8 protein-coding genes are annotated in these 13,249 nt (G+C 54.8%); 1 reads left to right on the top strand and 7 read right to left on the bottom strand.

The annotated features are described in order from the left end of the window. Window positions 1-1,081 precede the first annotated feature (1,081 nt). Window positions 1,082-2,650, bottom strand: a complete 1,569-nt coding sequence (locus HDF16_RS27115; RefSeq protein ID WP_184223581.1) for an EAL domain-containing protein — start codon at window positions 2,648-2,650, stop codon at window positions 1,082-1,084. Between the two features lie 1,381 nt (window positions 2,651-4,031). Between HDF16_RS27115 and HDF16_RS27110 the strand changes: the two genes are divergently transcribed. Then, window positions 4,032-5,423: a diguanylate cyclase gene (locus HDF16_RS27110; RefSeq protein ID WP_184223579.1), complete on the top strand. Its 1,392-nt coding sequence runs from the start codon at window positions 4,032-4,034 to the stop codon at window positions 5,421-5,423. Window positions 5,424-7,048: 1,625 nt separating this feature from the next. Here HDF16_RS27110 and HDF16_RS27105 read toward each other — a convergent pair. The 6 genes from HDF16_RS27105 to HDF16_RS27080 form a co-directional block, all read right to left on the bottom strand. After that, window positions 7,049-7,699, bottom strand: coding sequence for a BON domain-containing protein (locus HDF16_RS27105; RefSeq protein ID WP_184223577.1), 651 nt, complete (start codon window positions 7,697-7,699; stop codon window positions 7,049-7,051). A 218-nt stretch (window positions 7,700-7,917) separates the two neighbouring features. Next, complete coding sequence (locus HDF16_RS27100; protein WP_184223575.1) at window positions 7,918-8,970, bottom strand: universal stress protein; 1,053 nt, start codon at window positions 8,968-8,970, stop codon at window positions 7,918-7,920. Between the two features lie 531 nt (window positions 8,971-9,501). Beyond that, a complete protein-coding gene (locus HDF16_RS27095) occupies window positions 9,502-10,299 on the bottom strand; it encodes an alcohol dehydrogenase catalytic domain-containing protein (RefSeq protein WP_348641448.1) in 798 nt (265 codons plus the stop codon). A gap of 519 nt (window positions 10,300-10,818) precedes the next feature. After that, on the bottom strand, window positions 10,819-11,367 hold the full coding sequence (locus HDF16_RS27090; RefSeq protein WP_246410284.1) for a general stress protein: 549 nt from the start codon (window positions 11,365-11,367) through the stop codon (window positions 10,819-10,821). A gap of 172 nt (window positions 11,368-11,539) precedes the next feature. After that, the gene (locus HDF16_RS27085) at window positions 11,540-12,247 is read right to left on the bottom strand and encodes a Crp/Fnr family transcriptional regulator (RefSeq protein WP_246410281.1); all 708 of its coding nucleotides are present in this window, start codon (window positions 12,245-12,247) and stop codon (window positions 11,540-11,542) included. 236 nt (window positions 12,248-12,483) lie between these two features. Then, complete coding sequence (locus tag HDF16_RS27080; protein WP_184223571.1) at window positions 12,484-13,134, bottom strand: BON domain-containing protein; 651 nt, start codon at window positions 13,132-13,134, stop codon at window positions 12,484-12,486. Window positions 13,135-13,249 lie beyond the last annotated feature (115 nt).

Raw genomic sequence — 13,249 nt, 5'->3', positions numbered from 1 at the left:
GAGAGATTTCTCCAGGCATAGACGCGATGCCATTCGGTGCGGTTCTCGTAGTCGCCCTTGTCGTTCTTCCAGCTTTCCTGGGTTGCGATGTTGAGTTCCGGACGAATCGTACGTCTTCACCGATGACGTTGGATCTATCTGTGTAATCCCCGGTGCCTTTGCGTCTGGGCAGTCCTGCTTGCGACGAGGCCGAACCTGGACGAAAAGATCAAGGAGCAGTCGCTGAAATTGAAACTGCCTGGTAGGGAAGAGAAGAGCTTTGACGATATTTCCGGCTTGGCTTTTTGGGCAACAGCTCATGCACTGCGCTCGATAGAATCTTGACGGCGCAGAGAGGCTGTATGCGAGGGAGACAAATGCGAGGTTCGCGGATTACGGATCACGAAGTCCGAAGGGAACCGGGGTTGGGCTTTCGGAGCGGACGTGGGGACTATTCAGCATGAGCCATTTTGGACACTGCCTCGGTCAATGAGTGACTCGGCCTGAGATCGCCATTTGAGATTGGAATTGATCCACACAAGCAGATTTATCATTCCCAAGAGAGCCCTCCGAACCCTTTGGTTCGCGATCTGCGCCGGGCCGTCACAAGAAACAAAGAGTCAGTGATCGATACGAGGATTGTTACGGGTGCCCATCGAAGTCGACGTGATGTTGTGCAGATGCTCGTATCGGTCTCGGCAGCGAGCTTTGTGTCCAGCCAGAGGGTTAGGAGCGCTCACGCAGAGCCGTCAGCTACAGTTGGAACCCGACTAAGTCGTTGAAGACGTCCGGGAAAGAATTTCTCAGGGAATTGCACGCGGAGAGTCGACTGGAGCCGCGTTGGCGGTCGTCAGCGGGAACCGCATTGTTTGGGCATAAGGCTTTGGCTGCGCTGACCGTATGACGGACGTGAAGATCACACCGCATTCAGCTTTCAACTTGCCTGACCTTCATACGCAAGCCACGGGGAGACACCATGACGGAATATCAATGGCCATCACGAAGGCTTTGTTTCGTGATGGCTGCTTTTCTGTTTTTAGCCCCGTCGAAGCCCACCGCGCAAGTGCCAACATCGGGCGTCAGCACGGCTAACAGCACTGTCTTACAGGCCCCGGTCGCATTCCAACTGGGCGGCGAAGTCCGAAAAGGCCATCGGTTTTGCGTATAGGTAACCCTGCGCGAATTTGACGCCGTGATCGCGCAGGTACTGCGCCTGGGCTTCTGTCTCAACCCCTTCCGCGATGATGCTCAACTTCAGAGCCTTGGCCATGTCGATGATGTGGTCCGCAACATGACTTGTAGCAGCTTCGGTCGCGACACTCTTGACAAAACTCCTGTCGATCTTCAAGAAATCGACCTCGAACGATTCCAGGTAAGAGAGGCTCGAATAGCCGGTGCCGAAATCGTCGATGGCAACCTGAATCCCCGCCGTTCTGATTGAACCCATGACTTCGATCGCCTCCTCGGCCTTCACGATTCCGCGTTCGGTAGCCTCGACAATCAGGTTGCCGGGACCTGCTTTCAACTCTCGGGCAAGTTTCTGAAGCGACCCGAGCGTTCTTTCGCTGTGCAGGTCCGCTGGAGAAAGATTGATTGAGACGTGGACATCCGGGTAGCGCTGAAAGAGATCCTTTGCGTCCTCAGCAAGAAGTTCCAGAACACGCTCGGTGATTCGTTGTATGAGCCCGGCCTCCTCTGCTACGGCGATGAACAGCTCCGGGCTCACGAGTTCGCCGTTTGGGCGCTTCCAACGGATCAACGCCTCTGCCCCAACCCACCGTCCGGTGCTCAACTCGACCATAGGCTGGTACACGAGGAAAAACTCGTTTCGCCGGAGCGCAGTCCTTATCACAGCGGGCAGCGCGAGCTGAACCCTTCCCAAATACATAATGGCCAACGCCAGCACCAGTCCCGCGAAGGTGCCGACGGGAACCAATATCATTGCGAGAGTCTTTGTTTTCTCGGTTACGTGGGTGGTAGGAAGTGCGACAACCGTGCCGATGCGGTACTTGCTCGACCGGGCAATGGCAACGACAAATCCATTGTCCAAAAAGGTGGTTTCCTGAAGGTCGGGCTTTGCGCCAATCCACTCCGGACGGATATTGCCACGCAAGCTGATGGATTGAGGGCTGAACGTCGAAATCACCATGATGGAGGCGTCACTTTCCGCAAGTTTCCAATCAGTGAGGAGATTGCTATCGATGAATGCAGCGTAGCCGTTAGACTCGACCACTACGAACTTACTTCCCATTGCAGATGGAAACTCAATGTCGTACCGGAATTGCGCCGGATAAGGCGTACTGTAAGCAACATTGCCAAGATCTAAACCTGCTCCAAAACTCCCGAAAGACGAGCAAATTAGACGATTTCCGGCTACAACGCCAAAGGCACGAACGCGGCTGGAAGAGACGTTAGCCTCCCGCATTCGTTCGATATTGTCCTCTGAGCATGGGTCTTTAGCGTGGGCGGATGCCAGCATGCCTAAGCCGATCACGACTTGGTCGCCGATAGACTCGTTTCGGTGCGTCACGTCTCTCGCGTAGGAGAGTGCAACTTTTCTCTCTTGATCGAGGGCTTCTCTGTTTGAAAAATAGAGCGCAATCAGTATCGGTAGTGAGATCGCGAACAGGGCAGCGAACAAGGTGGTGGCTACAACCGTCGTTTTGTTCATTTGACCCCGAAACGCATTGGCATATTAGAGATCCGATTTCACCGTTTTGTCGCACGTCAAGCATACAGGCGCGCCCCGTTGGAGCGACTTGAGGAGAGAAGGGTTGTCAGTTTTCAGGAACGGGAGCAAAGCGCAAAGACCTGTACAGCGCAATCGCTGCCAGGCCTCGCGGCGTGGCCTCCCGCGACCGTCCCAACATCGGAACACAGGCTTTTGCCGCCTGCCAGAAACAGCGCATCCACTCGCCGTCGGCAGTAGTGAGTTCGCGTCACTGAATGAGAAATCTCTAGTGCAAACCGCCAATGCGCTCATTGACAACCGATCACGATAAGCGGTCGTGGCAGCTGGCTAGGTGGCGTGGCTGATTTATCTAGGTCGCCGGGCAAAACAGGCCGTGAAATGACAGAGCATGGACAGCGATGAAGTTCGCTTCCCACCCGCTTTGCAAATACTTTCGGGTTTACCAGATTCCCCTGCCTCGACGACTCGGGATATTTGTCTTCTCGTGTGCCCTCAACCGAAGCGTTGATACCGCAAGGGCTTGTAACGAATGTCTCAGGTCCACAGCGTAACGGGCGTTGCGCGGCACACTCGTAGCCGGTTTGGTTTCCTGGCCGGGCGCGTGAGTGCAAGAAATGTATTTGGGGACTCCCCACGTTTTACGCAAGGAAATTAGTCATGGAAATGACGCACCTATGCAAAGCCCGGAAAACGATGGTGCTGTTTCCACCCTTCGCACAGCCGCTTGGAAGACGCTGATAAAGCTCTCGCGTCTCCCACTATCGGAATCCAAAATCCCTGCACCCGCAGCAGAGGGAGACACCTCAAGAAAGGGCAATTTATGTACGCTGATGCGAGCTGAAGGGGTCTCTCGGGCTTCGGAGAGATCTGAAGTCCCACCGAAGCAGAGCAAACGAACGCGAGATCATGAACCGGACCCCGCATATGTTCGAGAGGTGATCCGCCGCTACATTAGGAAAGGCTTGCTCTTCCAGGAGAACGTAGCGGGGGAATTGCGTTCCTGGTCGCCTCATTATCCATGTCTTGCGAGCCAGATGACCCAACAACAAGAATCTGACGTGGTTGTAGTTAGGCTCACAAGCTGCTAATGTTGCCGCATGGACGAACCGAGCTTCACTCCCCATGCTCGTTTCAGCGTCTTGCGGCTCTTCGACTAAGCCGCCTCCGACTGATCCCACGATATAACTTTTGAAGGTCCCCTGTACGCGGCGTGACGCCATGCAATATTTTCGGCCAGGTGCATCGAATACGCTCGTGCCTGTCCCGGCGTGTGCTTATTCGCAATACGCAACGACGCTGAAGGCGTGCCCCAAAGAGCAAGTCCTGCTCGGGACGGGCTGTCGAAACACCAGGTGACCGAATGGCGAAAAATGCTAACAAAGGCTTGCCCACCGTAGCCACATTGCGCCAGAGACTGTGCGGCCTTGAAAGCGTTTTCGACGCCGCTCCGATCGGTCTGTGTGTTCTCGATCTCAACTTTCGTTATATGACGGTAAACACTTGCTTCGCTCGTATGCATGGCCTGGCCAAGCAGGCCTTCATCGACCGAACGGTCGAAGAGGCTGTCCCTGGACTGGCTTCACAGATCACCGCTCATTTAAATCATGCGTTAGAAGCTGGTGGGATCGTGGAGCAAGAGATCAACTTTGATAATTTTTTTCCTCACGCGGACCCGCCAACTTCCAAAGATCTCATTTACTTGCGCACCGCGCAGCCGGTGCGTGATGAAAACGGCACTGTCTATGGTATCTCAGTCGCACTCCTGGATATAACGCAGCGCAAAAGGACGGAAGCAGCCTTACGCGAGAGCGCTGAAAATCTTCGCTTTGCGGTTGAACTGACACCCCATATTCCCTGGACTGCCGATGCATCGGGGGAGTGGACCTTCATCAGTCCACGTTGGAACATCCTCACGGGTGGGCAAGAAGAAGTCAATCATCTCAAAAGATGGGCGGAGTATCTGCATCCAGACGACCAGGTACCGACGGCGGCAATATGGCGGCACTCTCTAGCAACCGGCGAGCCCTACGACTCCGAATACCGCATCGCTCATAGAGACGGAGAATGGCATTGGGTTCGTGCACGCGCCTATCCCCGCCGAAGTGAAAGCGGACAGATCATACGATGGTACGGAACGTTAGAAGACATTCACGAGCGGAACGTCATAGCTTTACAGCTTGCGGTAGCGATTGAAGAATTGGCCCGCACAGCGCAGGAGGACTACCTTACCGGCCTCCCCAACAGGAGACGGTTTGACGAAGTTTTGAAGCATGAGATCGATCGTTTTCGCCGCTCGCAGATGCCTATAGCGCTAGTCCTCCTGGATATAGACCACTTCAAGCGCTTCAACGATATTGCTGGACATCTCATCGGAGACCAATGCCTTCGTCTGATTGCACAAACGATCGATGGTGTGATCAGAAGACCCGCCGATCTTGCCGCGCGCTTCGGCGGAGAGGAGTTTGCGCTCATTCTGCCCGACACCGATCGCGACGGTGCCCTTGAGATTGCGCAGCGAACTCTAGCAGCCATTCGACTTCTGTCTTTTCCGCACTCAGACGTTCGGTTACAAAAGATAACGATCAGCGCCGGCGTCGCCGCCTTCAGCGGGGGCGACTACGCTCACACGTCTAGCTGTTCTGCTGACCTGGTGCATTCCGCAGATGTAGCGCTCTACCAAGCCAAAGCCAACGGCCGGGATTGCGTCGTCAGCAACCACTTAGATAGCCAATTGTTCCCTTGCGTCCGCTGAATTGTAGAAGTCCCATCTTGGCTCAATGTCCCATCAGTCCCTTGACGACAGCTGTCTCCTGACTCACGAATGTCAGGTTCAATCTGCGATGGTGAGTTTCCGGGACAGTCTGGAATCAGACTCGGTATAGGGAGCCTGCTAGTTGGCGAAACTGCGCCGCGTGCTGACAGGGCCCTAATTACAGGGTGCGTTCCCATGAACCATCAATGAGGCTGGTAGCGCTGCCGCCATTGCATCTCTGGCTGCGAATACGATCTCACTTTGGCCATGAACGATGAGGGGAAATTGGTGTGCCCTCAATGCGTGTTCACACGTCAGCGCAGTTTGAATGGGGACACCAATGCTTACCAGTCCCGCGCCAAAGGTTGTTACTCCCGGGAAAGCTATTCCTCTAGCTTGGATTGCTTTCATCCAGAATATGAGTGGCCCGGCGAGTCGGACGGGTCCAAAGTCCGGCAGTTTGAAAATGGCGGAGTGATGCAGCAAGGCCCAGGGTCCACCCCATGCCGCTCCTTGCTCGCTCGAGTATCTTGTCAGTTCCGGTTGTTTGACTTCGGCGACTGTGGGTTCGTGACTGCCCGCGATCGAGATGCGTTCAACGCATGTTCCGACCTTTTGCAGGAGCCGGATCGCGTCCGCTGCGAGATTGGGTGTCGCGTAGATGGAGATCACAGATTGAACACTCAACATAGGTGCGGCTCCCCTTTCCTGGACTCAGAATGAGCGATGAACTGAGATATCCCGACACTCCGCGAAGGCACGTAGGAGCACGCGGTTACGGTATGCAAATGATTGTCTAGGGAGGACTCAGAGGGAGGATGGAAACAGATTCGGGTTCATCTTAGTCATCGCTCTGCATAGACCGAACATCCAAGGCCTTGAAAACAGAAGCGACCAGAAACCAGAAGTGCAGGTGGGTATGTTGTGCGCTTAATCTTTGTAGCTACCTAGCCAGACCGCTCCGGCGTCGCTCAGGGAAAAGAGGTTAATGGACCTCCTTAGCCGCAAGCGTACACACTCCATCAGATGATGTCTGTCCGCCACAGTACCCAAGTCATGGATCGCGTTAATTGTCGATGCGATGTCCATTGTTGAAGATTTTGAGGCATTTCTGTAATCCATCAGACCGACACTTAGGTGGCGTTTCATCCACGATTTTCAGATGAGAGTTTTGCCCCGCATTGTCGGTGTCGACAGACTAGGCGATGCCATTGTCATCTCGTTCGATGATGGAGAGATCGTGCTCTATTCGTCGACTGTCTTACACGACATCCGGAGCAAAGGCGAAGATCTAACCAAATGCCCCAACCCAGACGAAGACAGTTAGGAAGCATTGTCAGCTGAGGGACGCGCGATTTGTCACAACCTCGATGAGCTACCAGCGACGCGTTGTGCGCAGCGTCGTGTTGTGACCACGAGCGAAGCGTCTACTGGGCTGTTTGGAGCGCTTCCACTCATTTGGCAATTGCAGCAGGCGTTTCTCTCATGCGAACGCCCCCTAAAGGGATAACTTAGTTCCGCTTCAGGCTGATCGTTGCCACCGTGAACCTAACGGGACGGAGCAGAAGATGTCTTCTGCTCCGTGTGTCTGTTGATTCGTTGTGGCTCATGCGAGCGGTTTTAGCCTAGTGGCTGACTGTGAGGAGATTCACGACTCCGGTGACGCCGGGTGCGCCGAAGGCAGCGTGCTCCGCATCTTCGCGCTCTCTCCACGAGTGAACGTGACCGCGAAGTGTGACGATATTGCCAGCCGTTTCGACTTCCACATTCTTCGCTTCGATCTGTGCATCACGCTTGAGGGCCTCCTCGATCTTGACCTTCACACCGTTTGCGCTGACCTTGGGTTTCAGTTCGATATTATTGCTGACGTCCGTCACGCCGCTAAGAGATCTGATGACGCGCTCGGCTTCTTCCCGCTGATATTGCCACTCAGTTGTGCCCGAAAGCGTCACGTAGCCCTTCGCTACCTGAACCTTGATCGTATTCGGCACGAGCAGGTTCCAATTGAAGTGGCTGCTGGCGGCGGATGCAATATCTTCATCTGTTCTAACGCCGTCCAGCGGTAGATCGACGATGATCTCGCTTGCAACGGACGAAACATTGATCACGCGCAACGCCGCTTGCTCTGCCGCCCATTTCTCGTAAAAACTGCCAACATGGCCATCTAGCTCAACGACACCCATGTTGACCGAAACACCGATCTTCTCTGCGTGAACGCTAGGGTCCCAGCGTAGTTCCTGTTCGACATTGCTTTTCATCATGGAAGCTGTGTTCATGGTGGACCGCCTTATCTACGACACTCGTTGTCAAACACTCCGGTTGGCTGCCGGTTTTGCACTTACGTTCCCAAGATTGGTGTTTCTTCGAAGCTGTGTTCTGAGGGCTGTACACCTTGCTTCGAATGTCTTGTCGACCGGGTCGGGCGCGACCAAGAGTGCTTACTGGTGGCGATCGATTGGGTCAGGAATCTTGGATCCGTTCACGACGTGCGAAGTCACCGGGCGACGGCTCTTACGTCCAATTTTACCGGTTGGGTTGACGCTGCGAGGACCGGCAGGGAGCTAATGCGGTCCTCAGATACGTAGCGGTCAGAATGCAAGGCAGGGAACTCTAGCGCGAAAGCCATCGTCAAGACCGGACAAGGAGCCTCCGCGATGATGTGATACGCGATATGGGCGGGGAGATGTGAGGCGAGCATCGGAGCCTTTCGGATGCCGAGCACGATAAGCCTGGCATGGTGCTGATTCGCATAGTCAATGACAGTCTTTGAGATTTCATTGCCGTAAGCGGTCGCACAAATAGGCGGCTCAATAGCCCTGCCGTCCTTCGCGGATATATACCTTAGAGCTTCTGTGATGACTTGTGGCACATCAGGACTCTTGGCTGCGCCGGCAAGGATCAGCGGAAGCACATGCAAGCAATGAAGGGGTGCCGCCATCAAGCTCGAGAAGAATGCCGCGTATGCAATCGCATCGATGGTTCCGATGTGGAAGTCCGTAGCGAAGATTACGGGCGATCCGAGCTGACTTGTGTCAGGAACCTCCCGAATGTGGGGACCGACTGTCAGCACTGGACAAGGTGCCTTGCGAAAGACAGCCTCCGCGGCAGATCCCGTCACGAGACGCTCAACCCCTCGGATCGACCGAGTACCTAAGATAGCAAGATCTATGTGATTCGCGACGATCGTATCCAAAATCGCTGATGACGGGATACCGGTTTCAATGGATGAGGTGCAGCGAACTCCGGCTGTTCGAGCTGTTTGTTCGAATGTATCGAGTGAGCGCCGGGCCCTCTCGTAGTACCTATCTGCCTCGTTCGAATTGCTCCCGGAATACGGGGTTGAGCAACTGGCGTATTCGAAGATGTGCAGGATGGAGAGGCTGGCGTCGAGGGAGAGGCACAGTTGAAGCGCCTTATTGAAAACTGCTCGCGAGGTATCGGAAAAGTCCGTCGCCAGAAGGACGCTCTTGAAGGACAGATCGGAGGGCGCAACTGGAAGTTTAGACTCCTCTTCAATTCCATTTCGGAAAAAGTCAGCGCCAATCATGCGGCCTCCAATGAAGACAAAGGCAGATCACTCCGAGAGCTGAACTCACGCGCCACCCCCGTCCGCAACCACGATCGTGATTCCCGGGAGCTATGAACCAACCGGAGCTGAATCTCCGCGTCGAACTTCGACCAGGGAATGCGTACCAATCTGCTTCCTACGCTCACGCGCCCGTGGAGATCTAGAAACGGCACTACCGAGGGTACACAGGCTGAACACAGCCAGAAGAATTCGGTATTCGCAGATCGGTTTTCAAGCGCATAGAGGTCACCGGTGGTGAGCGTTGTGAACGCCGTTTTGCATGTGGGGTTTACGCAAACATCGACCATAAATCACCTCTCGAAAGACTGTAGGGCTCTGCGAGAAAAAAGGCTGTGATGGCTGTCACCGGGCTTTTACACAACTCAAGAGTTTGCAACATTGAGGCTCTCAAAGCGAGTGGGCTTCGATCAGGACCAACATACCAAAGGGTCACGCTCAGCGAAACAGAGCGGACGATCAAGTGGAGCTCCATCCGTCAGAAATCGAACCTCACGGTACGAGCACCGCGGACCCAGGCTCCCGCTCATCTTTCACTGCAAACAGCGCGTCATTCGCATGCTCCAGTGGAATCACTGTCACCTCTGGCCGGATGTCGAGTTGATGTGCCACAGCCAAAAAGTCGCGAGCATCCTGTCGAGTCATATTGGCCACACTACGAATTTGCCTCTCGCCCCACAGAAGCGTGTCGTAGTCGAATGCGGGCATTTGGTTTAGGTGAATTGCGTTGATTGCAACCACACCACCTTTTCGGAGACTTGAAAGAGCGTCAACGACGACCTTTCCGCTTGGAGCAAAGGTCACGGCCCGGTCGAGCTCAACCGGCGGCTTGTCCTTTTCGGTCCCAACCCAGCTAGCACCTAATGACGTGGCAAGATTTCGGTGGTTCTCCCCGCGAGTGACAACGTATGTTTCGCACCCCCACGACTTCAGGATCGGCATCGCGAGTCCCGCCGAACTGCCAAACCCAAACAGCCCAACCCTATCACCCGGTTCTACTCCCGCTACCCGGAGACTTCGAAAGCCGATGATGCCCGCACACAACAGAGGGGCGGCGTGAATGCTGTCGAGGCCGTCGGGAAGGGGAAATACGAAATCTGAACGAACTAGAACGAACTCCGCGTAGCCACCATCGACCGTGTATCCCGTGAAAATCGGTTTGTCGCACAAATTCTCCATCTTGTGGCGGCAGTACCAGCAGTCTCCGTCAACGCCGCCCATCCATGAAACGCCAACCCTTTTTCCAACGGGTAACTCGCCAGTTTCGCCCTCTACGACCTCGCCGACTATCTGGTGGCCAGGGATGCGTGGAACAACGGGCCTCGGAGATCCCCTTCGACGATGTGAAGGTCAGTCCGACAGATCCCGCAGGCGAGAACACGAAGGAGCACAAACCCCAACCTTACCTGCGGCCGTGGCACATCCTCGATGTCCAGGAAACTACCATTGCGAGACCTCAACGGAGGGAGGACAGCAGCTTTCATATGCTTCCCCGAACCTCTGCGATGACCTATCGAGAGTTTTGGCAAGCCTTGGTCGGTGGGTGCCTGGATTTATGCAACCGAGGCGTGGCGCGATGCTGGTATGGAACGCACGTCCTGGCTTGTTACTTTTACCAAAAGCTCCTTGCTGGGATCGCTCTCCATCGGGCTGAATCTGTACCTAAATTCAACAGATCGCTGGCGCATGGGTACATAGAGGCCCTGCTTATGAGAGAGCAACTGAATGTCTAAGCTGGTCTGTTGCCTGAGAATCTGCATAGAGCTCCTTGTTGATGCTGAAAGAAATTAAGTGGAAGTGGGGTCCCCATTAATTTGCGAAGACTCTTTCGCTATGAAGCGTGTGAAATTGGGGCTGAGTCTTGCCGATGATCTCTTTCGCTTTGGTTACTTCGCGCCTTGTGCCGTGAACAATGAGGAGGAACTTGTTGGTCCTCAGCGCGGTCTCGTATTCGATTACGCTTTGCCTTGGAATACCAATGCTGACCAGACCGGCCCCGAGAGCGCTAAGCCCACCGACCACCACGGCACCCTCAAGGATCGCTACGATCCATGCAACCAGCGGGCCAGCCAGCAGGACTGGGCCTATGCCAGGAATCGCGAACAGTGCGGAGTCGAAGAGGATGCCCCATAAAGCTCCCCAGAAAGCTCCGAGCTTGCCCCAATGCAACATCCGGTCTCCTGCAGTGTAGTAACCGGTGACGTGCTCCGTCATTTCTGGATCGCGGGCGGCAACGGAGAGAGTCCTCATGTCGATGCCGCTTGCCTGAAGCGTCCGTATAGCGCGCTCGGCTTCATCGTGGCGGTCATAGATCGCGACCACAGAGTCCACCTCGAACAGACCCTTGGTTGTTGTCATCCTCCTGGCGAGCTGAAACGCCGACGACGGCCCCCCATTCGAAAGTAACCTGAATGCGGGCATGGGAGGCACTGAGTGAAGACCGTTAGACATGGATCACCTCTTCTGATAGCAAGCTAGGTGATCCGCTCCAACAAATCTGTGACAGGAGTCACAGATGATGGAAGCGCTGTCAAGCCACCAAGCTCTCCATCAACTCTGGATCCAAGATCATGATGGAGGATCCTCGCATCTCGATCAGTTTTTCTTTCTTGAAGCGCGTCAGCATCCTCGTGACCGTTTCGCGTGAACTTCCTACCATGTTCGCTAGCTCTTCATGGGTCAGGGCCATCGTGAAGCGCATCTCCAACTTGCCACAGCTCGCAGCCGCCTTTCCCCAATCGAGCAGCACGCCGGCCAGTCGACCGGCTGCTGAGCCAGACAGAGCCAGACGCCGGGCGTCGAAGAACGCAGCTTTATAGTCGTCCGAGAGCGCTTTTGCAGCGTGAAGACTACCTTCACCATGCTTTTCAAGAAAAGGTAGGAACTCCTCGCGACGAATACTCTTGATCTCTGTCGTCTGGATGGTTTCAGCCGTCACCTCGTAGGCTGAATCGGAAAGAACAGCTCCCAACCCGAGAACGTCGCCGGGCATCGCTATCTTTAAGATGAGTGTCTTTCCGTCCTTGGATGTGCAGAAGAGTTTCACCTGTCCTGTACAAATCACATAAACGCCCTTGCTTCGGGTTCCTTCGCTAAAGAGAGTCGCTCCCTTGGCGAAGCTGGTTTCGACCCCGATTGCAGCATAGTCTTTGAGCGCAGCCTCGTCCAGGTTACAGAACGTACGCAAAGAACGGTGTTCGCAGTTATTGCAGTCCAACGATTTGGTGCGAAGTGTCAAAGAGTTAGGCATCGGGTGCCTCGATCCACATAGAACGTGGTTCTATTGGCCGACTATACACCCCTGCCATCACCTGTGCGTAAGCGCTAAATTGATCAAATGGAGCAGAAATGCCTGCAACCGTTCCGTATGCTGCACATTCCATTTAGGTGGCGTCATAACGCAACTCTCTGAGAAAATGGGCAGAAGCACGTCGCTTCTGCACCCCTTTGTTGTGCCAGTGCGGAAGCCGCCGCTCAGGAGCTTATCGTAAGCAAGTTTGAGACGCTGGCGACACCAGGCGCTCCGAAAGCCGCATACTCCGCATCCTGCCGCTCGTGCCAAGAGTGGACACGTCCACGCAGCGTGACATCGCTACCCACTGTCTCAACCGTGATGTTATTCGAGTCAATCTGAGCATCGCGCTTCAGTGCATTCTCGATCTTGATCTTGACGCCCAGAGCGCTTACCTTCGGCTTCAACTCGATCTCGTTAAAGACTCCGCGAACGCCATTAAGCGAACGGACCGCTCGCTCCGCCTCGGCCTTCTGGAAATGCCATTCAGCGACACCAGTGAGCGTCAAACAACCCTTGCTTACCGTCACTTTAATCGTGTCGGGAACTTGGAAATTCCAGGTCAGATGGGTCGTGGCCGCGAGCGCGATGTCTTCGTCCGTGCGGATGCCGTCGAAGGGAAGGTCCACGACGATCTCGCTTGCGATTGAGGTAACGTTTAGGACTCGAAGAGCAACGCGCTCAGCGGCCCACTTCTCATAGAGACTGCTTACATGGCCATCGAGTTCGACCACGCCTCTGTTGACAGAGACGCCGATCTTTTCAGCCGAGACGCTGGGGTCCCAGCGCAACTCCTGTTCAACATCGTTCCGTAAAGTTTCAGCGGTGTTCATAATTAAGGCCTCTTCCTTGTGAAGGAGTTGAACGGTTTCCGGTAAGCGCCGGTAGGACATGGACAGTCTAGACAGTTAGTTTGTGCGGAGGTTCATCAAGGCAAGGTTTTGGACT

The organism is Granulicella aggregans (assembly GCF_014203275.1).
In the GTDB taxonomy this organism is placed as follows: domain Bacteria; phylum Acidobacteriota; class Terriglobia; order Terriglobales; family Acidobacteriaceae; genus Edaphobacter.
This window is presented reverse-complemented; position numbering and strand designations above follow the sequence as displayed.

Coding starts and splice junctions, on each gene's coding strand:
- HDF16_RS27115 (WP_184223581.1), bottom strand. CDS start 2,650: ATGAACAAAACGACGGTTGTAGCCACCACCTTGTTCGCTGCCCTGTTC.
- HDF16_RS27110 (WP_184223579.1), top strand. CDS start 4,032: ATGGCGAAAAATGCTAACAAAGGCTTGCCCACCGTAGCCACATTGCGC.
- HDF16_RS27105 (WP_184223577.1), bottom strand. CDS start 7,699: ATGAACACAGCTTCCATGATGAAAAGCAATGTCGAACAGGAACTACGC.
- HDF16_RS27100 (WP_184223575.1), bottom strand. CDS start 8,970: ATGATTGGCGCTGACTTTTTCCGAAATGGAATTGAAGAGGAGTCTAAA.
- HDF16_RS27090 (WP_246410284.1), bottom strand. CDS start 11,367: ATGACAACAACCAAGGGTCTGTTCGAGGTGGACTCTGTGGTCGCGATC.
- HDF16_RS27080 (WP_184223571.1), bottom strand. CDS start 13,134: ATGAACACCGCTGAAACTTTACGGAACGATGTTGAACAGGAGTTGCGC.